General features: G+C 48.5%; 18 protein-coding genes. 8 read left to right on the forward strand and 10 right to left on the reverse strand.

The window, feature by feature from the left end:
• Positions 1 to 288: 288 nt before the first annotated feature.
• The 3 genes from Pmgp_RS04845 to Pmgp_RS04855 form a co-directional block, all read right to left on the reverse strand.
• The gene (locus tag Pmgp_RS04845; protein WP_243119736.1) at positions 289 to 2,280 is read right to left on the reverse strand and encodes a glycoside hydrolase family 15 protein; all 1,992 of its coding nucleotides are present in this window, start codon (positions 2,278 to 2,280) and stop codon (positions 289 to 291) included.
• Between the two features lie 186 nt (positions 2,281 to 2,466).
• Positions 2,467 to 3,255, reverse strand: coding sequence for an inositol monophosphatase family protein (locus Pmgp_RS04850; RefSeq protein ID WP_134212852.1), 789 nt, complete (start codon positions 3,253 to 3,255; stop codon positions 2,467 to 2,469).
• 102 nt (positions 3,256 to 3,357) lie between these two features.
• Positions 3,358 to 4,389 carry a hypothetical protein gene (locus tag Pmgp_RS04855; protein ID WP_134212853.1) on the reverse strand — a complete coding sequence of 344 codons (1,032 nt, stop codon included), beginning with the start codon at positions 4,387 to 4,389 and terminating at the stop codon, positions 3,358 to 3,360.
• 125 nt (positions 4,390 to 4,514) lie between these two features.
• Here Pmgp_RS04855 and Pmgp_RS04860 point away from each other — a divergent pair, with 125 nt between their 5' ends.
• Entirely contained in the window at positions 4,515 to 5,903 is a 1,389-nt protein-coding gene (locus Pmgp_RS04860) for an ATP-binding protein (RefSeq protein ID WP_134212854.1), read from the forward strand.
• Positions 5,904 to 6,248: 345 nt separating this feature from the next.
• Here the strand turns inward: Pmgp_RS04860 and Pmgp_RS04865 are convergent, their stop codons facing one another.
• Positions 6,249 to 7,622 carry a phosphomannomutase/phosphoglucomutase gene (locus tag Pmgp_RS04865; protein ID WP_134212939.1) on the reverse strand — a complete coding sequence of 458 codons (1,374 nt, stop codon included), beginning with the start codon at positions 7,620 to 7,622 and terminating at the stop codon, positions 6,249 to 6,251.
• A gap of 36 nt (positions 7,623 to 7,658) precedes the next feature.
• The gene (locus tag Pmgp_RS04870) at positions 7,659 to 8,732 is read right to left on the reverse strand and encodes a mannose-1-phosphate guanylyltransferase (RefSeq protein WP_134212855.1); all 1,074 of its coding nucleotides are present in this window, start codon (positions 8,730 to 8,732) and stop codon (positions 7,659 to 7,661) included.
• 187 nt (positions 8,733 to 8,919) lie between these two features.
• Between Pmgp_RS04870 and Pmgp_RS04875 the strand changes: the two genes are divergently transcribed.
• Both Pmgp_RS04875 and Pmgp_RS04880 read left to right on the forward strand, forming a co-directional pair.
• The gene (locus Pmgp_RS04875) at positions 8,920 to 9,228 is read left to right on the forward strand and encodes a hypothetical protein (RefSeq protein ID WP_134212856.1); all 309 of its coding nucleotides are present in this window, start codon (positions 8,920 to 8,922) and stop codon (positions 9,226 to 9,228) included.
• Between the two features lie 100 nt (positions 9,229 to 9,328).
• Entirely contained in the window at positions 9,329 to 9,886 is a 558-nt protein-coding gene (locus tag Pmgp_RS04880; protein ID WP_134212857.1) for a spore coat protein, read from the forward strand.
• Positions 9,887 to 10,009: 123 nt separating this feature from the next.
• Here Pmgp_RS04880 and Pmgp_RS04885 read toward each other — a convergent pair whose 3' ends face one another.
• Genes Pmgp_RS04885 through Pmgp_RS04900 form a run of 4 tightly spaced genes read right to left on the reverse strand, consistent with a single transcriptional unit; the run spans position 10,010 to position 13,128 of the window.
• Positions 10,010 to 10,279, reverse strand: coding sequence for a hypothetical protein (locus Pmgp_RS04885; protein WP_134212858.1), 270 nt, complete (start codon positions 10,277 to 10,279; stop codon positions 10,010 to 10,012).
• Complete coding sequence (locus Pmgp_RS04890) at positions 10,269 to 10,568, reverse strand: hypothetical protein (RefSeq protein ID WP_134212859.1); 300 nt, start codon at positions 10,566 to 10,568, stop codon at positions 10,269 to 10,271. The genes Pmgp_RS04885 and Pmgp_RS04890 overlap by 11 nt, the downstream gene beginning before the upstream one ends.
• Positions 10,569 to 10,585: 17 nt before the next feature.
• Positions 10,586 to 10,780: a hypothetical protein gene (locus tag Pmgp_RS04895; RefSeq protein WP_134212860.1), complete on the reverse strand. Its 195-nt coding sequence runs from the start codon at positions 10,778 to 10,780 to the stop codon at positions 10,586 to 10,588.
• A 5-nt stretch (positions 10,781 to 10,785) separates the two neighbouring features.
• Positions 10,786 to 13,128: a dynamin family protein gene (locus Pmgp_RS04900; protein ID WP_134212861.1), complete on the reverse strand. Its 2,343-nt coding sequence runs from the start codon at positions 13,126 to 13,128 to the stop codon at positions 10,786 to 10,788.
• Positions 13,129 to 13,487: 359 nt separating this feature from the next.
• Here Pmgp_RS04900 and Pmgp_RS04905 point away from each other — a divergent pair, with 359 nt between their 5' ends.
• Positions 13,488 to 14,090: a bactofilin family protein gene (locus Pmgp_RS04905; RefSeq protein ID WP_134212862.1), complete on the forward strand. Its 603-nt coding sequence runs from the start codon at positions 13,488 to 13,490 to the stop codon at positions 14,088 to 14,090.
• On the opposite strand, the gene Pmgp_RS04910 is transcribed toward Pmgp_RS04905, so the two are convergent.
• Positions 14,038 to 14,976, reverse strand: coding sequence for a LysR family transcriptional regulator (locus tag Pmgp_RS04910; RefSeq protein ID WP_192902788.1), 939 nt, complete (start codon positions 14,974 to 14,976; stop codon positions 14,038 to 14,040). The genes Pmgp_RS04905 and Pmgp_RS04910 overlap by 53 nt on opposite strands.
• 549 nt (positions 14,977 to 15,525) lie before the next feature.
• Between Pmgp_RS04910 and Pmgp_RS04915 the strand changes: the two genes are divergently transcribed.
• From Pmgp_RS04915 to trxB, 4 genes are all read left to right on the forward strand, one after another.
• Entirely contained in the window at positions 15,526 to 17,532 is a 2,007-nt protein-coding gene (locus Pmgp_RS04915; RefSeq protein WP_134212864.1) for an alkaline phosphatase family protein, read from the forward strand.
• 206 nt (positions 17,533 to 17,738) lie between these two features.
• Positions 17,739 to 19,091, forward strand: a complete 1,353-nt coding sequence (locus Pmgp_RS04920) for an MFS transporter (RefSeq protein ID WP_134212865.1) — start codon at positions 17,739 to 17,741, stop codon at positions 19,089 to 19,091.
• 269 nt (positions 19,092 to 19,360) lie between these two features.
• Positions 19,361 to 19,681 carry a thioredoxin family protein gene (locus tag Pmgp_RS04925; RefSeq protein ID WP_134212866.1) on the forward strand — a complete coding sequence of 107 codons (321 nt, stop codon included), beginning with the start codon at positions 19,361 to 19,363 and terminating at the stop codon, positions 19,679 to 19,681.
• Positions 19,682 to 19,711: 30 nt separating this feature from the next.
• Positions 19,712 to 20,914 carry a thioredoxin-disulfide reductase gene (gene trxB, locus Pmgp_RS04930; RefSeq protein WP_134212867.1) on the forward strand — a complete coding sequence of 401 codons (1,203 nt, stop codon included), beginning with the start codon at positions 19,712 to 19,714 and terminating at the stop codon, positions 20,912 to 20,914.
• The last annotated feature ends 58 nt before the right edge of the window (positions 20,915 to 20,972 follow it).

A 20,972-nucleotide genomic window follows, 5' to 3' on the forward strand; every position in this document is an offset into this window, starting at 1 on the left:
AACCCGCTTGGCTCCTCTGCTCCGCGCCGAGTGAACTTACAGCTTGCTTCGGGCGAAATTGGACCGCCTTCAATTCGCCGTCCTGGCTCAGTTCAGGCTTTCGCGAACATCCTTGTTCGCGAATCCAATTTCGCAACCTCAGCTTCGCTGAGTTCACTTACGACGCTGCGCAATGGAGCAACTGTGTTTCAACACCATGGACTTAGTTTTACCTATTTGTCGACAGTCTGAGGATTATTTAATCCTGTGAATCCTATAAAATCCTGTTAATCATGTCAATTTGTTTTTTTATCTACAGCGGATAATGCTGAGTTTGCCCCGGAGCGCCAAATGGGTAAGCACGAACATGGCGTGCGACCAGTTCAGGGGCAGCACCCAGGCCGGCCCGCCGTGGTTTTTGTCGGCTTGCTCAGGCAGAAGCAGGTGCTGGTTGGCCTGAGCCAGAGACCAGTTGTACAGTTCCTCAGCCCTGCCGCGGCTGCCGCTCATGCAGTGGTAGACGGCCAGCCAGAGGGTTGTGATCAGCCAGGGGTTGCCCCCCCGGTAGCTGTCGCCCTCGTAGCGTTGCAGTCCTCCGACATTGTAATTCCAGAGTTTTTCTTCTATGGCCAGGGCCGTCGCCTGCATCTTTTTGTCCGATGGCCCGAGCACCGCGAAAGGAAAGGCCAGCCCCAGCAAGGCCGCGTCAATTCGCCTGTCTTCGCCGACCCAGTGGCTCTCATAAAGGCCGGTGGGATCCTTGACGGTAAAAGCTTTTTCTCCCCTGCTTAAAGCGTAGTCATAAGCGTCCTGAAAAGTTCTGCGGTTAACCCCGCGGATAAAACTGTTTTGTGCGTCCGACCACTGGTGCTTGATAATAGCTGCCCTGATTGTTTCCGAAGCTTCCTGCCAGCGTTTTTCCTTGTTTTTCTCCTTCCTTAAGGCAGCTGTTTGCGCTGATGCTTTTAACCCGCCGAAAACTGCCGCTGCCGAGTAAGTGCCCTGGGAGAGCTCATCTTCCCAGGGATCGAAGCTGGGGGCGGGCAGCCCGTTTTCTTCAAGGTTGTTGGCCAGGTATTCCGCTCCCGCCTCCAGGGATTCCCAGATGTCAGTCAAAAAGTCAGTATCTCCTGTCAGCTGGTAGTGATGCTGGTAGCCCCATAATACCGAGCCGGCCTGATCTATTTGCTTGCCCCAGAAGGGAGCTACCGCCCCGTCTGTAAAATAGCGCTGCTGCCAGCTCCCGTCCGGGTCCTGGATCGATCTGGCGAAGCTGTAAAATCTGCCGGCCAGGTCATGGAAGCCGGCTTCGTCCAGGGCTGCTGCAATGTACACGGAATCCCGCGGCCAGCAGTAGCCGTAACCGCCGCTGGCCTGGTAATATGGATCAAACTCAGGAGCGGCGATTGAAGCGCCGGTTTCCCGGTCCGAAAGCAATTTCATGGTAAGGAGGGAGCGCCTGAAGGCCGGGTGTTCTGACTTCCCGTTTTGCTCGCCCGGCCTCAGCCAGCCCTGCCAGTATTGTCTGGTTTTTTCAAGCCACTCGCTGCCGGTTTTAGAAGCCGCTTCGGCTAAAAGTGAGCGCACCTGCTTTTCATCATGGCCCGCAGCCAGGTAGAGTGAAAAAGACTTTGTCTCGCCCGGCTGAAGTTCCCCCAAATCCCAGGCCATAGCAGCGGCGCTTTGCAGGATATTGTCACGGGTCCCCCAGAGGAAGCCTTTGGAAGCATCCTGGTAGGGGTCCGAGGGAGTACCTCGCCTGCCGCACTGGTAGCCGGACAGGGGGCAGCCGATCCCGGCCAGGGCCAGGTAAACATTTCTCCGGAAAAAGACCAGGGAGTTGTTGGAAAAGTCCACATAGACCCCGTCATAAAGAGCCGATTCCTCGATGTTAAAGGCGCAGTAAACAAAGAAACTTATCTTTTCGCTCTTTTCCCCTTCGTTTTTAAGAACATAGTACCTGGCCAGGATATCATGATGCGGCAGAATAAAGTCGTTTTGGACCACGTTCAGGTGATGCGTAAGGCTGGACAACGTGGTTTCGACGATATTGGTGTCTTCCAGGTAGCGCTGCCTGGATTCCCAGATGTTTAAGTGAAACCACTTGGTGAAACCCTGCCACTCAGGATAAGCAATCCTGACCCCCGGCCAAAAGTGGCCGAGGTGCTGGCCGTATCCGAGATGCGGCCAGAAAAGCCTGAAGATTTCCCCGTTGGCCCTGTGACAGGCCAGCATTTTTGAATTGCCGGTTACCGCCGCAGGCATTTCAGGAGAGGTTTTTTGGTTGAGAATTTTACCCACCGCCAATTTGCTGGAATATTTCCCTTTATTATATAAGAATTCCGTCAAGATTCAATGAGTTAACATTATTATGCTCTCTTTAACGACCATAAATTTTAAAATATTAAAAAACAAAGCCGCTTACAAGTTATAACAGACTTACAGCGGCTTAATGGTATCTTTAAGTTATGGCTTTGCTTTTAATTTTTATAACAATGCCTGCAGCAGTTCTTCATGGATCAGCCCGTTGGAAGCGGTGATGGACAGGTAGCGCTCCAGCCGGAGTTTCCCGCCCTCGATATCAGTAACTTTACCTCCTGCTTCCCGCACCAGGACAGAACCGGCCGCCACGTCCCAGGGCATCAGCGGATTTTCCCAAAAGCCGGTCAACCTGCCGCAGGCGATGTAGGCCAGTTCAAGCGCGGCGGAGCCAAGCGCCCTCAGGTTTGAGCAGCTGTGGGCCATTTTATGGTAATCTACCCTGCGCAGCAGTCCGCTATAGGATTTGTTTTCAGGATAACCGGTAACCAGCAGGGCCTCGCTGAGTTTTTTTCGTGTCGCGTCGACCCTTATAGGCCCGCCGTTTAAAAAAGACCCACAGCCAAGGGCGGCGCTGAAGCACTCGTCGCGCAAGGGGTCATAAACCACGCCGGCCACAGCTTCCCCGTTATGGATAAGGCCTATTGAAACACTGCAGAAAGGGATGCCGTAAACAAAGTTGGTTGTGCCGTCCAGCGGGTCTATGCACCAGGCGTAACCGCCCTGTGCTATGGCCGCGTTTCCGCTGCTTTCTTCACCGATAATCCCGTGACCGGGAAACTTCTGGCGCAGGATGTTAATAATCAGGGCTTCAGAGGCACGGTCGACCTCAGTCACCAGGTCGGACGGGCAGGACTTGTAGCCCTTCTCAAATTGGCCGCCAAACTTGTCCTTGATTATTTTACCTGCCTGCCTGGCCAGGACGGCTGCGGTTTCAAGATAGACAGCGTATTCCATGTTTGCTCCTTAAAGTCAGCAAGATATATTAAATCTTATCATATTTTTTCCTGAAAGTCCCGTCCGCCTAAGAGAGTAAATCCTGCACCAAATATTCAATTACTATTGCACAAAAAGCCACTTATCCCGGTTTTGCAGCAGGCTGGCGCAGGTGATAATAAAGAAGGCGGCTTCAGCGCAGAACCAGTTGCCTGAGTTGGTGTCGATATAAGCTTCCCGGGCGTAGCGAACCTTTTCATAAGCCTTGCCGAAATCGCCGTGCAAACAGGCGTATAGGCCCAGGATCATCCAGGGGTAGTCAGGCGGCTTGATGGTCAGCCAGTTTGGCTGGTAGCTGTTAAAAAGCTGATAAAGATTGGAGCCTCTAGCCTGGCCCGGTTCAATCAGGCCGTAAATCACGGGGAATATCTGGCAGGCTGCGTCAGGGTAGAATTTTTTCAGGTTCACACCAGGCCTGATCCAGCCAGTTTTACTAGGATGGTAGCAGGAATTCAGCCGGTTCCAGAGCGACCTTTCAATTCCGTTGGCGACAGCCTCTGCCATAGATTTAAAATACGAAGCATCCCGGTCGCCCAGGCTCTCCAGCAGTTCGGCAAAATCCGCCAGGCCTCTGTATGCCTCGCAGTTGTCCATCAGGTATTTGACCCTGTAGCCGGCCAGCGCAAAAGTCAAACCGTCACGGTCCATTAAGTTTATAATGGTCCTGGCTACTCTTTTTAAGTCAGGCAAGTTGGCTTTGACCCAGCCTGTCTGCCCGGCTTTTTTGCAATAATTAAAGGCAAGGGAGAGGAAAGTCCCGGCGTAGGCGTCCTCGGAATCAGGCTTGGCCGTCTTGAAATTCAGGTCACTGTCATAACTGTAATCACGGATGGTGCCGTTCTTTTCCAGGTGGCGCAGGTACCAGTCAAGGTAACGCTCTACCAAAGGGAAGCAGGAAGGCTCCTCCAGCATGGCCAGAGCGGCGAAATTTGAGAAATACGGCATCACGCCGGCCTGGTCCGGGTATCTGGCAATGGCGCCGTCCGCCCTGTGGCCCGGCCGCAGGATTTGGCAGCGTTTAAGCCAGTAGATCTGGGCGACCATATTGCTGCTGAGAGCGTAAATTATTTCACTGGCATTGTTAAGATGTTTCATTTTATAAAACACCCCGAATTTTAGTCTATACCATACTATGGCGCCTGAGCGGCTTTAGTTTCCACTCGGCGCAGGGAAAAGGGTAGTATATGAAGAATATTTTTTCCTGAGGGGATGATCATATTATGTCTGATGCAATAAAACCAGCTCTTAAAGAAACAGACTTCCATAAAGCGCTCCGCTCGGCCAGGGGCCTGGTGCTTTACAGGAATATTATTTCAGACCCGGCCTGCCGTGCTTGGCTTCAGTTTATCGAGTCCGTGGCCGGGAACCAGCCGGCTGATGAAATACTTAATATGTATTGCGAGTTATTCTTTTGTCTGGCGCAGCGGGCTGAGCTGGCAGGGAGCGGTTTTACCGGAGACGCCTGGCAGGATCACCTGCTGGAACTGCTCTTATATGATGACAATGCTTTCAGCCGGGGGGCGTCGCAGTGTTCTCTGGATAAGCTCGGGCCTTCACTGCTGGATGCCGCCAGGGGTGACCTGGCGAGGCTACATGCCTTATACAGGATAGACGGCGCTGCTGCCCGCGAGGCCGTATTACAAAAGCTGGGAGCGAACGGCATCCCGTGCGGCGGTTTGCCCCTTTGGCAAAACCTTGCCGCCACGGATAATTTAAAGGCTAAAAATTGCCCGGGCAGGGGGTTAATTGATTTACTCTCCCGTTCTGGTGACTGGGGCGCGTGCCTGGCGGATTTGTCCCGCTATTACCGGGAGGCGGGAGCGGGGTTGTTTGGGAGGTACCGGGCTTTTCGCTGGTCAGGTGCGGTTGGCCGGGTGGAAGGGATCGATGAGCCGGATCCCGTCCGTTTTGAAGAATTGATCGGCTATCAGGACCAGCGGAAGCAAGTAGTGGACAATACTGAAAAATTCCTGGCCGGTTTCCCGGCCAACAATCTATTGCTTTACGGCGACAGGGGCACAGGCAAGTCTTCAACTGTGAAGGCCTTATTGAACCAATACGGTGAACAGGGACTGCGCCTGGTCGAAGTGCCTAAGAGCAGCCTCGGCGATTTTTCCGAAATCATTACTTTGCTGCGACAAAAGCCACAGAGGTTTATTATCTTTGTGGACGACCTTTCCTTTGAAGAATCGGAAGTCGAATATAAGGAGCTTAAAGCTGTTTTGGAAGGCGGGCTGGCCAGCCGTCCCGCCAATGTCTTAATTTACGCCACCTCAAACAGGCGGCACCTGGTGCGGGAGCGGTTTTCTGACCGCGAGCCGGGGGATGAACTGCACAGCAACGACACAGTCCAGGAAAAATTGTCTCTGGCTGACCGGTTTGGGGTTACCATTTTCTTTACCACCCCGGACCGGGCGCTTTACCTGAGAATAGTGCGGGAAATGGCGGAGCACAAGGGTCTTAAACTTGCAGCGGGTGAACTTGAGCGCAGGGCACTGCTGTGGGCATCCTGGCACAACGGGTGGTCCGGCCGCACCGCGCGGCAGTTTATCGACAACCTCAGCGGGGAATTGCACTTTCAAAGGAACGGGGACACTCCTCTATATTAGGTATTCCTTTTAGGATGAGAAATGTCCCCGTTTGCACGGGTATTCCTTTGTTGACGAGGTATGTCCCCAATACCCAAGCTCTTCGGCGTTGACGCGCCTTTGTTCTTGAAATCGAACCTACATTTGGGGGACGCCAGTCTGAGGCATAAGAAGTTGCAGGTGCGGCTTCAGCCGCACATTTTACAATAGCCTCAAAAAATATCGGTGCTGACGTGCCTTGTTCGATTGAAACAATCTGCATTGCTTCAGCGACGGCAAATCCTAATAACACAAAGTCCATGGTGCCGAAACAAGCTGCTCTATTAGGGAGCTAAGCGGCTTCAACACCATGGACTACTGTAAAGTTTAGTATTCCCATTCAAACTTGTCAACCGCGGGGAACCCGCCCAGGGCTTCCCGCATTATTCTGCAAATCCGTTCAAGACCTTCAGGCGTTTTGGCTTCACAGCGGGCGACCAGGACAGGCTGGGTGTTCGATGCCCGTACCAGACCCCAACCGTCGCCGAACAGCACCCTGACCCCGTCTACATCGATAACATCATAGCCGCGTTTAAAATACTCCACCAAACCTTCCACTACGCTGAATTTTTCACTGTCCGGGCAGCGGACCCTTGTTTCAGCCGTGGAATAGTATTTTGGTATGTCCGCCAGCATTTTGGCGAGCGGCTGATCCGAATTGGACAGTATTCTTAAAACCCTGCCGGCGGCATAAAAAGCGTCATCAAAGCCGAAATATTCATCGGCGAAAAACATGTGTCCGGACATTTCCCCAGTGAAAACAGCGCCGATTTCCTTCATTTTAGCCTTAATCAGCGAGTGCCCCGTTTTGTAGAAGAAAGGCTCGCCGCCGAGCCGTACCACCTCGTCCACCAAGGACTGGGAGCATTTGACTTCGATAATTGCCTTGGCGCCGGGGTGCTTGGCCATGATTTCCCGCCAGTACAAGCACATTAAAATATCTCCCCAGATAACGCCCCCGGACCCGTCCACCACGCCGATCCTGTCGGCGTCCCCATCAAAGGCCAGACCCAGGTCGGCGCCGCTTTCTGTTACTGTTTTTCTCAGTTCAGTGAGGTTTGCCGTCTTGACCGGGTCAGGCTGGTGGTTGGGAAATGAGCCGTCGGATTCGCAATACAGCGGAATAACGTCACAGCCCCAGTTTTTAAAAATCTGCTCCGCCAGCAGCGACCCCGTGCCGTTGCCGCAGTCTATGACCACCTTCAGGCGCCTGGGCCCCAGTTGAATTTTTTCTTTAAGCATGGCCAGGTAAGGGGTAGTAGCCTCACGCTCCTGCAGGGAGCCGCTGCCGGCCGGAAAATCCCCCTTGATCATTAATTCCTTCAGTTTCTGGATCTCGTCACCGTATATTGTCCCCGGGCCAAGCGCAAGTTTGAAGCCGTTTTCATCAGGGGGATTGTGGCTGCCGGTAATCATCACCCCGCCGTCAATACCGTAGTGGGTCCTGGCGTAGTAGAGCACCGGCGTTACCACCAGGCCTAAATCCACCACATCACAGCCGACAGCCAGGAGTCCCCTGGTAATGGCGTCGCGCAGCCGTTCTGAACTCAGGCGGTTGTCCCTGCCGACTAATACCGTTTTAGAGCCTGACATTATGACATAAGTGCCAAAAGCTTTACCCAGCAGTTCAACCGTTTCGTCTGTCAAGTCGAGCCCGGCGACGCCGCGGATATCATACTGCCGGAAAATTTCCGGGTTAATCACTGATTAATCCATCCTCCTTTACTGAGACACCAATTAAAGAACATTATCAAACCCTTTGTCCCTTAAAGCCCCTACAACCTTTTTAATTTCCTGCACCCGGCTTTTGTGGCAGATCAGCAGGCTGTCAGCCTCATTAACCACAATTAAGTTTTCCACCCCGATCAGGGCTACGGGTTTGTCCAGGGATAAAACATAAACGTCTGAAGAGTCCAGCAAAACGCCCTGTCCCTGCAGGACATTACCGTTTTCATCTTTATCGGCATGTCTTTCCAGGGCTGTCCAGGTGCCGACATCATCCCAGCCGAAATCACCGGTCATTACCAGGACATTATCCGCCCGCTCCAGGATGCCGTAATCAACCGATATCAGGGGCAGTTCGCTGTATGCCTCTGCAAGTATTTCCTGGTACCGGCCAGTTTCCAGGCCTGCTTCCAACTTTTTTAAACCGCTGTCCAGTTGAGGAATATACTTTTCAATCATTTTACGGATCAGGCTGATGCGCCAGACAAACATACCGCTGTTCCACAGATAATTTCCCCCGGATAAAAACTTCACAGCCGTATCATAATCGGGCTTTTCTAAAAAACTGATGACCCGGCAGGCCTGGTTGCCGTAAAAAGTATCGAACAAGTCACCGCGGTGGATATAGCCGTAGCCTGTTTCAGGGCTGTGCGGGGTTATACCCAGGGTGACTATAGCGTCAGACTTAACCGCTGCAGCCGCGGCGCTTTTCAATATGTCCTGAAAACGGGGGGTATTGCCTATATAATGATCGGCAGGCAGCACCATCATAACTTCCCCGGGGTTTTTACGGCCCAGGTGCAGGGCGGCCAGCCCTATCGCCGCGGCTGTATCCCGCCCGAAAGGCTCAATGATTATGTTTTCCCGGGGCAGGAGAGGGATCTGTTCGCAAATGATCCCGGTGAATTCAGACCCTGTCACAATATATGTGTTGTCTATGCCGACTAGGCCTTCAACCCTTTCCACGGTCAACTGCAGCATTGTTTTTTCGCCGATTAGTTTCAGAAATTGTTTGGGATTCTTAACCCTGCTGCGCGGCCAGAACCTTTCACCCCTGCCGCCGGCCATAATAACCGCGTATGGCATTATGTAACTCCCCTTTCAGTAAAAACAATTATATCATATTAAGTCTATTTTTGGATCACAGAAATTTCCAAGAGGTTGTCATGCACGGAACCATAAAGGTGCTTTCAAGTTGTATTATAAATAATTGTGGTTTATAATTTGAAGAGAAAACAGGTTTTAAGTATTTGATCCAAGAAGGGGAATTTTAGTGAACAATTCACGCATTCTTTTAATTCTATTTGCGGTTGCTTTTCTGGCAATTCAGGTCATTAGCTACATGGGCGGGATATCCAAGCACCAGGAGAGGACAGTAAAGCTGGAAAAACAGCTGGTGCAATTTGAAACAAAAGGAGCGTATATTGATTTAAAGTCCGACCCGGCGGTAAAACTCCGGGAAGAGAAAGCCAGGTTTAAGGCTGAAACACTTAGCTTTGTGCTAAAAGTGCTGGTCATTTCAGGGGCGACAGCGTTTGTGTACGCCTTAATTAAAAGGGAGCGAAAGCAGAGAGACGGGTAAGAGCGGTGCTGCCGCTCTTTTTTTGTGGGGGCTGGTATATTTTTTCGATCCGTTAACAGAATATATATTGGAACTAGAAAATGAACTGGGGGTAGGATTAATGAAATTAGGCGCACAGGAACTAATTGAAATGCATGAAGTATTAAATGAATCGGTATCCATGATCGAACACTACGCCATGTATCTAAATGTTTGCCAGGATCCCGAACTGCGCCGGATACTCGATCGCCAGCAGCGGCACATGATTGACTCATACAACGCCAAAGTGAATATGTCGCAGAACCAGGGAATGGATATAACCGGGATCCCCCGGCCGGCTATGGGAACCGGCACAGCCGGCATATCCATGGAAGGGCGGCCGGAATACGGCACGCGGGCGGCAGTCAGAACAGACGCCTTGGTTCTAAACGACCGCGCTATCGCCTCAGGCGCCATGATTTTCCATAGGTGCGGAGCAGTTAAATCTACAAATGCCGCCCTGGTGTGCACAGACCCGCAGCTGCGCAACTTCCTTTCAACAGCCGCTAAATCCTGCATAGAGATGGCTTTTGAACTTTCGCAGTATATGAGTTATAAAGGGTGGCGCCCCGCCGGTATGGCGCAGCCGCATCTAATGGCCCAGGCGCAGCAGACTTACCAGACTCAGACCGGGCATTAACACGCAAGCTGTAGGTGCGACTTTAGTCGTCAGTGGAATGGGGACACATCGGCTAATGAACGGGGACACATCTGAAGCCCCACCTGTGTGGGGCTCATGCTTTTTTCCGGCCGTAAGCTTGGCCTATATTCTGAGAAATACCAGGCAGACCAGCGCCAGACCCAGCAAAACCGCCCCTGCCGCGGCAAAGACAGCGATAGACCTGGTTTTCCCGTGTGCCGCGGCCAGTTGAGTGAGATTGTGTTCCAAGGCGGCGGCCTTCTGGCTGATTTCGCTTATCTCCCTGTTAAAGCTGTCCATTTTATCCGCCGAGGGCGCCACCATCTTTTTATGGATGGTTGAGGCCAGCGACTTTACCAGTTCCGATTGCTGCTGCGGCTGCTTAGCTTTCATCGGGAGTCCCCCCGCCGGCCTGGTTGATCGCGTCTCTTAGGGCAGCCAGGATCACCAGCGGCAATTTTTGGACTTCATTTTCAAGTGCATCAAGCCTCTCCAAAAGCTCAGCCAATCTGGCCTGGTTATGTGCTTCCAGTTCATCAAGGAGCCCTGCTATTCTGGTATTCCCCTCCATCACAGGTTTAACCAGCCTTGTCTTTAAGCCCAAAAGGATATCTGTGAGCATTTTCTGGATTACTTCATCACCTGCTTTTTCAGCAACTAAACTCCCGGTTTTTAAATTCATAAAACTACATCCCCTTTCTATATTTTATTGACTGCCTCGCTGAATAATTTGAGCAGCTTTTCGGTCTCTCTGCGGCAGTGAGCTTCCAGAGCGGCCGTGAAGCTATTTTCCATGTCCTGCAGCAGGCTTCTCCTTATTTCGCTGCCGGCGCGGTGGCCCACTTCACCGATAATTCTTTTCAGCCGCTCGTCCAAAATTCGTGCGTTTTCCACTTAAATCAAAACCTCCCGGCGTCAAAAATTGAGTTGCGGATATCTTTCAGTTTTCTCTTGGATGCCCTTAGAATTTCCCACGCTTCCCGCAGGCTTTTTTTAGCCCCGGCGGTCAGCTGCTCTTCCAGGCACAGGCTGTCTATGGCCAGGGCAGCTGCATCCAGGCTGGCATACAGCTGGTTTGCTTTGACCAGGTAAAAGTTCCTGCCGCGGTAGGTTAGAATAGTTTGCTCCAAACTTTTTAACAGGGTACTCATTCCGCTTTCTGCCCCGGTAAGCCCTTGCAAGGCGGAGATCAGAAAAACCCTGGGCTTGTGGTCGCCTGATCTGACTTTATTTTCAGTACCGGCCAGCGCACGGGTCACAAAATTGTATACCGTTTCACGCTGCAGCGCGGTCAGAGTGTCGGCAAAGTTAATTACATAGAAGAGCCCGCCGCTTTTTTTGACATATGCCTCGTCTGTACAGACCTGCCGGGTGCAGAATAAGTCCTGATAGCTGTCCCTGTCCATCTTATTCAGGATATGTTTACCGTTGAGAAAAAACAGGTAAGCGTCTCCCTGCAGGATAGAGCGGGCTGTTTTCTCATAATGGCGCCTGTGAATCCAATCCAGACCAGGTGTATCGACCAGGACCGCCAGTTTCAAAAAATCGGAGGGGTGCTCAATTTCCACTTTTTCGATCATAAAAGCACTGTCGGCTCCCAGGGTGTTCCAGAAGGATTGAAGCAGATCAGGCTTTTCAAGATCAAAACCACGGGAGCCAGGGCTACTAAAAGTCAACCTCACTTTTTGCAGCAGCTTTTTCCTGGCCAGCCGTTTCCAGGGGAGCCGCTTGAAAACCTCCGGGACAGCCCTGTCACCGGCTGCCCGGGCAAAAGCTCCGGCAGCAAAAAGCTCCTTAGCCTCCCTGAGCATGCCTGCTATTTTAAACCTGTCCGCTGGTACAAACTGGCCGTCCACATATGCTTCAAGTTTGGAGATGCCGGAATCACCGGTCATGACTATTCTTGCCAGGGCGGCTGCAGCCCCGGAGTCCAGGACCGCTTCATCCCCGACACGTTCAATGATGCTGATCACACTCTGAAGAGGGGTGTATATGACAGCGCGTTTCCGGCTGCCGCCGGCAACAGTAGTTACCGCGGCAGTGGTTGGCCCGTCTCCGGCCGGCAGGAGATTTTCTTTTAACAGAGCGTTGATAAAAGTTGACTTGCCGGTTGAAAAGCCCCCTGAAACCACTATCGTGAATCTTTCCTGCGCAATCTGGCTGTAGAGCCTTTCCAGCGTGGGCCTGTCCAGATAATCTGTTACAGCGGCATCATCTAAAAGTTGCCTTATTAAGTCTAAAAGAGCCTGGCGGTTGGCCCTGATATCCGCTGTGCGCGGGCGAAAGGACCGGCCGGAGGGATTCATATTTTTTCCACCAAGATTGGAGGAATTCATTGATTCAATCTGCTTAGTCAGTTCCTTTGAGAATACGGGAATGGAATGAATTACTTGACCGGCCGCTAAAACGGCACGGGAAATCTCATAAACACTCCAGATCTCGGACAAAAAAAGTGCTTCGTCTTTTATTCCGGCTGTTTTTTTTATTCTGGCGGGGATTTCCAAGTCGATTTTTTTCAGGTTAGCTGTGGCCTGCCGCAAAGTTTCCCTGATTAACTCCAGTTCCAGGAAAAGGCGCAGGGTTTCAATGTTATCAGCATCCAGGGTGTTTATGGTGTTTAGCCTCACCAGGCTGAAAAATATTTTTCTCAGTGCTGCCGCGGTTGCTGCGAGGGAGGTGCCGTCACTTACCCCAAGGTTGCAGTTCAGCCAGAAAGAGATGTCACCTAAGTTTTTGCTTTGCCAGAGTTTGGCCAGCCTGGACAGGAACAACTGGTTAAAGTCCTCGATCCCCCTCTGGTGGAAAAGGTAGATTATTTTATCGGCCTCCCGCGCGGCTTTTTCAGCCAGTTCGCAGGAATTTTTGTTAAGTGAATCAATGCCCGGGGTGTCCAGCAAAAGGCATTTTTTTAATAGAGGGGAGGGCACCTGAATATTCAATCTGCCTCCGGCAGGCTTTTCCCTCTCTAAATATGAATGCAGGTGAGCCGGCTCAAAAAAAACTGCTTTTTTGGAGGTGCCTGACAGGGACGCCCTGAAAGAAATCCCGTAATCAAAGCAGATCAGGCAGGAAGTGGTGGGGATAATCCCCACCGGGCTGATCTCCATGCCAAGCAAACGGTTTACCAGTGTAGACTTGCCCGAGTTGAAAGAACCAAGGATGGCTACAACGGGCTTGGCCGCCTTGTCGATAAACCCGTTCAGTGTCTCACACTTTTCAATAAGCGCTGATAAATCGTTCATATTAAGCGCCCCCAGCTGGTATGGAAAATGTTACTTAAGAATCTATATATTAGAGAAGAATCTATTTTATGACATTATAAAAGATTATGTAAAATGTTTTATATCAATTTTTAACAAGTCATCCGGTTAAGATAGTAAAGACTAAAATGATAAGTATGAGCTGAACAGTTTAAACTATGAGAGTGATTTCGGAAAGTCGGTTTGCAAAGAACGTTCTGTCATCGCGAGGAGCGAAAGCGACGTGGCGATCTCACAGTATAAAGCGGGGGTAAGAGCCGGAGATTGCTTCGCTTAACGCTCGCAATGACAAACGGTAGGACATTCCGAAATTAATCTATTATTTAAAGGGGGAAAGGCCCGTGTTTAAAACCAGTTATAAGCTGATCGTGCCGGTAATGATTTTCCTTTTTGTGTTTTCCCTGGCCGCGCCTGCCGGAGCATATGAAGTCAAGACCGTGATACCCGAGGGCAAAATACAGGGACCGCTCTTTTTGGCGGGCGAAAGCCTGGAGCTGAACGCAGACGTGGAAGGCGACGTGTTTGCGGCCGGGCAAAACGTCACTATCAACGGGAAAGTAAACGGAGACCTGCTTGCCGCAGGCAGGTCGGTCAGGATTAACGGGGAAATAACTGGTGATATCCGCTGCGCGGGGGCTGATATTGACTATAGAGGTAAAGTGGGGCAGAGTTTCACAGGGTTTGCCAGCGAAGTCAGGCTGTCGGAACGCTCCAGCGTAAACAAGGATCTCCTGCTCTTTGCAGGCAGCGCTGCATTGTCCGGTGTGATCGGACGCCAGGTACTGGGTTCAGGCGGAGCTATAAGTTTGAACGGCCCGATCGGCAGCGATGTCCGGCTCTGGGCGGTAGAAGATCTGAAGGTCGGGCCGTCGGGGAGCATTGATTTTATATTTAATCAGAAATTTGGCAAAAGGAGTCATGAAAATGTTCCTGCGTTACATTGATAAATACTCGCGCCTCATTTGAAAGGTTTGGTTCTTTTGCAGTGAGCATAATGTGGCACCATGTATAATTGCCTTTTAAGGGAATAGCAACAACATCCTTTTCAATATCCAATAAATCCATTGCTATTGGGGATGAAAAGTAACAGGCCTTGTTGCTTTTTAAGTATGAAATACAATGATTAAACTGGGTTGAACTTAGTATTGGATTAAAAGGAATACCATTAAGTTCAAACAGGTCCGAGATAAAACATTTTTTGGTTATTGGTGAGATATGGTATACTACCGGTATATTATTTAAATCTTTTAGGCTGATTTGCTTTTTTCTGGCTATTAGTGATTTTTTATGTGCATACAAATGTATCTTCTCTTCTTTTAATAGATAGATATTACAGTTGGTACTTTTATTTATAACATATTGTATTTGGTTGGATAAAACGGTGCGAATACATATCTCATCGCTGATGTCTTGAGCGCTATCATTTAGATCTTTAGGATATTGTTCTATAAGAGAAAATTTTATATGGGGGTGAGCCTGTGCAATTATCTGAGTAAGTTTTGTAATCAGGGGGCTCAAAGGTATAGGAATGTAAATGCTTAATGTACCGCTAAGGTTTATTTCATGAGATTCCGGTTGAATATTAGTGCGTTGTTTTATGTTATTATAAATTTCAATGATGCGTTTGACATCCTGGTAGATATTCTCACCGGTCGATGTCAAAAAAATCCCGCTTTTTGTTCTTTTAAATAACTGTGTATTTAATTCTGTTTCTAAACTTTTAATCGATTTGCTAATAGCTTGCTGAGAAATATGCAGTTTTTCCCCTGCCATACTCATAGAGTTTGAATTTGAGACTTCAACAAAAATCTCCAACTGTTCCAAGCGCACTTTAACACCCCCAAATTCAACTTGGATCCAGTAAGCGGAAACCGGTAAACAATTAAGACAAGGGTTGAGATACCAAAGCCAAATAAAATGTTTAGGGAAAGAGAGGAACACCATGTTGGTAATTGGTAATGATACAAAACAACCATCAAATATAAAGGAGGGTGTCCACATAAGTATGGTAACACGGTAACTCACCAACTAGCAATCAGAAAATCTTAGCGATAGTACCTACTTTCCGTCAGCACCCACATGTGAAATCTTCACTTCCTTTTATCACACATGCCTGCAGCTTTTGCCATAATATGATTCTGTGGCATGTCCTACCATATCTTCTCCTACTGTCAAGGATATCCGTCCCATGGCATTCTCTTTTGGTAGTACGCACAACTATTAGTTGTTGTTAAACTGCCTATTAGTAGAAATAATACTGTTTCAATACCAAGCATTGTTTATGTTAGCATTAAGAAAACATAAAAGACTTTTAGCCGAGGTGGTGCATGAGGTTTTACAGGGTATTATTTATTAAGAAAGTAAAGGAGATTTTAGACTATGAGAAAGGCTTTAACTGACAAAATTCTGATTTTAGGTGTGGATGGTTTGGACCCCCGGTTAACGGTTAAATATGTTAATAAGGGTTTAATGCCAAACCTAAAAAAACTAATTGATCTTGGTGCACAGCGTGAAGATTTGGTTATGTTAGGCGGTCAGCCAACGGGAACGCCACCGATGTGGACAACATTAGCAACTGGGGCATATCCGGTTACCCACGGAATTACATGTTTCCATAAACAGTCGAAAGAAGATTTAGATGTTATGGAATATGCCTTAGATTCAAGACTTTGTAAGGCCGAGCAATTATGGAATGTTTTTGCTGAAGCCGGCAAAAAGACATTAGTATGGCATTGGCCCGGCAGTTCTTGGCCGCCAAGCTCTCAAAACCCTAATCTGCATGTAGTTGACGGTACCAGCCCTGGCGCTCCGAATATGGCTTCCGCGCAGGTTGAGGGCGAAATTGTGCTCGTGGCCAGTGATAAGACGGAAGCGGTGCATTTTAGGGCTAAAGCCGCTACTGATGCAAATGTGCCATGTGTTATTACAGACTTGAAACCCGGTTCTGACTTTATGCCAATGAGTGAAGAAGTTAAATTACTCTCTCAACGCCACCTGATTCTAAAGGAAACTGACGGCGAAATGGGTCTGTCAGATACACCATTTGATGTGGTATTATCGCCAATTAAAGACGCAAAGGGCTGGGTTGCCGCACCGGCGGATGCCAAAGAATTTACAGTTTTGTTTTCAGGCGGATTGATTCGCCGGCCAAGTTTGATTTTGAAAAATTCCCAGGGAATTTACGATAAAGTTGCAATTTATAAGTCCAAGAAAGAAGACACACCGGTTGTAGTCTTAGATAATGATGTTTTTACCAGAGAAATCATTGATGAATCCATTAAAGATGACATTCATTATATTGTCAATCGTAATATGCGGGTTTTGGAAATTGCTGAAGATGGAACATATCTGAAAATGTGGATTTCCGCCGCTATGAATATTGCTGAAGACAGCGTATGGCATCCCAGATATCTTTATAAACTGGTTACAGAAAATGTGGGCTACCCGACACCGACTTCTATGGTGGGCGGCGCAGACAAAGCGTTAATAAGCAAATGTATGAAAGCCAATTGGGATTCCTCCAAGGATTGGCAGGCGGCTGCGATGAACCTGCTGATTGAAAAAGAAAATTACGATGTTGTTTTCTCACATTTTCATAACATTGACCTCCAGTCGCACATGATTGTTAAACACATGAAGGGAAATGCCAAGCTGTCGGAAGCAGATTATGCTAAATTCGTTGAAGACGTCTATGTGCAGACCGATGAATACATCGCGGAATTTCTACATCTGTTAGATAAAAACTGGACAATATTCGTTATTTCTGACCACGCTGCCGTTTGTCCCGAGCACGGCCCTCATTTCATCGGTGATATGCTGGGTGTTAATGTGCGGGTCATGCAAGAATTGGGCTTTACCGCATTGAAGAAGGATGCCGCCGGCAATGAATTGCCTGAAATTGACTGGGCGAACACCAAGGCTATCGCCAACCGCGCTAACCATATTTACTTAAACATCAAAGGCAGAGATAAATATGGCATCATTGATCCAAAAGACCAATATGAGGTTGAAGAAGAAATCATGACCGCACTTTATGGTTACAAAGACAAAAAGACAGGGCATAGAGTTATAGCTGTGGCATTAAGAAACAAAGATGCTCTTCTGCTGGGTATGGGCGGTCCTGAGAGCGGCGATATCATATATTGGACTGCGGAAGGTTACAATTATGACCATTTCGATTGTCTGTCAACCACCCTGGGCTATGGGGATACTTCAGTTTCACCGATTTTCATTGGTGCGGGCCCGGGCTTAAAAAAAGGCTTCAAAACAGACCGTATCATCCGCCAGGTAGACTTTGCACCGACGATCGCGGTGTTAGGCGGTGTGAGAATGCCCGCACAATGTGAAGGGGCGCCGGTATATCAGATTCTTTCTGAAGAATTCTAAACGTGACCTACATTATTATCAGAGTTACCGGAGAGAAATATACTAATTTCTCTCCGGTAATGAAGAATGATATGAGAAATAAAAGATTTGGAGTATTACTTATATTGCGCCTAATTTAGTATAATATTTCACTAATTAGTATTCCGGGGACAAAAGGACAATCTAGAAGGAATATGAAAGAAAAAAGTATTGGAGGTATGTAACCTATGTCAGGAAATTCCCCAATCCCCGTAGGAAGCAAGGCATTCTTTGATGGCTATAAAATCAGTTTAATTCAAAAAAGATTTCTAATTATTGCAGCCATTGCCTATGTGTTTGATCAAATGGATGTCATCAACTTTGGTTTTGTAGCTCCGGTTCTGATCAAGAACTATGGTTGGACGATGCAACAGGTTGCCAATGTTAATTCATTCAATATGTTTGGTATGTTCCTTGGGGCAATATTTGGCGGGTGGCTTGCTGATAAAATTGGGCGTAAGAAAGGGCTGCTTACATGTATCCTTATATTTTCCCTATCTTCACTGTTAAACGCTTTGTTTTCTCAGTATAACATATTTTTGGTTATGCGCACTCTGACAGGGTTCGGCACAATCGGTATGGTTACCATAGCAATGGCCTATATATCTGAAATGATGCCGTCTGAATTCAGAGGCAAGTACCAGGCTTTAACCATCGCTGTTGGGGTGACAGGTATGCCCATAAGTTCAATATTTGCTAAAATAATGATTCCTCTTTCTTTTGATTCCTGGAGGTATGTCTTTATATTAGGCGCATTAGGGATAGTTTTGGTTATTGTTGGCGCATCATGGCTAAAAGAATCCCCTCGCTGGCTTGTTGCTAAAGGACGCTTTGATGATGCGGCAAAGTTGTTGGATGAAATCGTGCCCGGTGCCAAACTTCCTGAAAATGCTGCTGAACTAGGTAAGAATAAGGATTCCGGTTATTTATCAACATTCAAGATTATGTTTAGCAGGGGCTATATTAAAAGGACTTTTACGTTGTTTATGGTTGTTTTTGGTGCTACCCTGGGTTCATTCTATCTATCGAACTTTTACCCGACAGTGCATACCCAAATGGGATTTGCTCAGGCGGTAGTTCTAAATCTCGCGATATGTCAATTATTATTAAATCCAGTAGGTGATTACTTAGTCGCATTTGTTTCAGACAAAGGAGGAAGAAAAACTCCACTTGTTGCCTTATTTATTATTTATGGTTGTTTATTTATCATACAGGGTATGTTTAAAACTGTGCTTCCGATATCAATTATGCTATTAGTCAAAGGGCTTTTTGTTTCGGCAGCAATGACGCTGACTTGGACCTATCTGGCGGAATCCTTTCCAACGCATGTTAGAACCAGTGCTACCGGCATATTATTCGGTTCAGGCAGATTAATCGCGTCATTCACCTTATTTACAGTACCTATGATCTACCAGGCGTATGGTTACTTTGGTATTAACTTTGTTAATGGCTTGATCTATATCGTTCCTGCCATAATAGTGATATTCTTGGGAGATAAAACAGCTACTGTTCCTTTGGAAAAATTAAATCCTCCCAGGTGAGAGCACGGCAAGTTAAAGATTATAGAACCCGGGAGTAATAACTATACCCTGTACCTATCCTGGCGGGAGATCGGCTGCCGGCCCATTTCTCGCCAGGAGTTGAACTTGTTTTTTAGAAGATATTTGAATCTATTCTTACTTAGCAAATTAGCTAAACATTAACTCCTCCAACAGGCTTTATACACTTTGGGGGAGTCAATTTTTCAATAAAATAACGTGTTATATTTACATTCTGGTATCAAGAAAAATATATAACGGAGGCAACAACAATGGAACTCAAAAACCTGAACGCGGTCACCTTCGAAGAAATAGTATACGACAACTGCGAGAACTGCCTGGTGGTATTCAGCCGGAAAACCTGTCACGTGTGCGCCGAAGTGGTGCCCATGGTAGAAGAGACGGCAGAGAAGTACAAAGATAAATTGGGATTTTACCACGTTGATGTGGAAGAACAGAAAGACTTATACAACAGATTCTCACTTCGAGGAGTGCCGCAGTTGCTGTTCTTTAAAGACGGTGAGTATCAATACAAGCTCGCCGGTAAAGTCGAGGAAGAACAGTTGGAAGAAAAGATTGAAGAATTACTGTAAAAACATATTCATCATTGAGGTGATTAGTTAATGTCAGTATACGATCTGCTAATACTCGGCGGAGGCCCCGCCGGCCTCGCCGCCGGTATCTACGGAGCAAGAGCCAAACTCAAAACAGCCATCCTGGAAAAAGGCGCCGTAGGCGGCATGGCCTTCACCACCAGGGAGATGGTCAACTACCCCGGCTTTAAATCCACCACAGGCCCCGATTTAATGAAAACCATGGCCAGCCACGCCAAAGAATTCGGCGCTGAAATAATCAAAGGTCAAATAACAGAAGTAGAACTGGACGGAGAAATAAAAACAGTCAAAACAAAAAAAGGTGACCAGTACCAGGCCAGAGCGGTGATCCTGGCCCCTGGCTCCCAGCCCCGCCTGCTTAACATACCGGGCGAGAAAAAGCTGAGAGGCAGCGGCGTGTCCTACTGCGCCACCTGCGACGCCGAATTCTACGAAGATTTGACCGTGGTGGTCGTCGGCAACGGAGACGCCGCCATAGAAGAAGCCGTCTACATCACCAAGTACGCCAGCAAGGTTATCGTGATCGTCATCCACGACGAAGGAATCGTGGACTGCAACAAGGCCAGCGCCGAAAAAGCCTTCAATAACCCCAAGATAGAATTCGTCTGGAACTCCGTACTGGCCGAAATCAAAGGCCGGGAAAACGTCGAGGCGGTAGTGGTCAAAAACCTGAAGACCGGAGAGCACACAGAAGTAAAAGCCGAAGGAGTCTTCATCTACGTGGGCATGGTGCCCGAGACAGAATTCTTGCAAGGCAAAGTAGAGTTAGACGAGCGAGGCTACATTCCAACCAACGAGATGATGGAGACCAATGTCGACGGCGTGTGCGCTGCGGGAGACGCCAGGGTAAAATACCTGCGCCAGGTGGTGACCGCGGCCAGTGACGGCGCCGTGGCGGCAGTGACAGTAGAGAGATACCTTGCCGAAGAAGACGACTTCAAAGAGAACGTGTTGAACGCGGACAAGCCTGTGCTGCTGGCCTTCTGGAGCCCGGCGGATGAAGCAAGCATAGACGTGGTAGCCAGGCTGGAGCAGACAGTGGTGGAGAGCGGGAACAAAGTAAAGCTGGTTAAAGTGGACATGTCGAGGAAGAAAAGGATCGCCCGGCGGTACAACGTGACAGGGACACCGGCAGCCCTGCTGCTCAAGGAAGGCAAGATTGTACGCGATATAACCGGAGTCTTTGAAGCGGTTTGGGGTGACGAGCTCTAGTGATTCCAATAATACTTAAGATTTGTGGGGATTGAGAGACAAATGGCATAAAAGATAG

The organism is Pelotomaculum propionicicum, from assembly GCF_004369225.1.
Lineage (GTDB): Bacteria > Bacillota > Desulfotomaculia > Desulfotomaculales > Pelotomaculaceae > Pelotomaculum_B > Pelotomaculum_B propionicicum.

Bases quoted from the DNA above. Each gene is read 5' to 3' on its own strand.
- Pmgp_RS04850 (WP_134212852.1), bottom strand. From the start codon at position 3,255: ATGGAATACGCTGTCTATCTTGAAACCGCAGCCGTCCTGGCCAGGCAG.
- Pmgp_RS04855 (WP_134212853.1), bottom strand. From the start codon at position 4,389: ATGAAACATCTTAACAATGCCAGTGAAATAATTTACGCTCTCAGCAGC.
- Pmgp_RS04860 (WP_134212854.1), top strand. From the start codon at position 4,515: ATGTCTGATGCAATAAAACCAGCTCTTAAAGAAACAGACTTCCATAAA.
- Pmgp_RS04870 (WP_134212855.1), bottom strand. From the start codon at position 8,732: ATGCCATACGCGGTTATTATGGCCGGCGGCAGGGGTGAAAGGTTCTGG.
- Pmgp_RS04880 (WP_134212857.1), top strand. From the start codon at position 9,329: ATGAAATTAGGCGCACAGGAACTAATTGAAATGCATGAAGTATTAAAT.
- Pmgp_RS04885 (WP_134212858.1), bottom strand. From the start codon at position 10,279: ATGAAAGCTAAGCAGCCGCAGCAGCAATCGGAACTGGTAAAGTCGCTG.
- Pmgp_RS04890 (WP_134212859.1), bottom strand. From the start codon at position 10,568: ATGAATTTAAAAACCGGGAGTTTAGTTGCTGAAAAAGCAGGTGATGAA.
- Pmgp_RS04900 (WP_134212861.1), bottom strand. From the start codon at position 13,128: ATGAACGATTTATCAGCGCTTATTGAAAAGTGTGAGACACTGAACGGG.
- Pmgp_RS04915 (WP_134212864.1), top strand. From the start codon at position 15,526: ATGAGAAAGGCTTTAACTGACAAAATTCTGATTTTAGGTGTGGATGGT.
- Pmgp_RS04920 (WP_134212865.1), top strand. From the start codon at position 17,739: ATGTCAGGAAATTCCCCAATCCCCGTAGGAAGCAAGGCATTCTTTGAT.
- Pmgp_RS04925 (WP_134212866.1), top strand. From the start codon at position 19,361: ATGGAACTCAAAAACCTGAACGCGGTCACCTTCGAAGAAATAGTATAC.
- trxB (WP_134212867.1), top strand. From the start codon at position 19,712: ATGTCAGTATACGATCTGCTAATACTCGGCGGAGGCCCCGCCGGCCTC.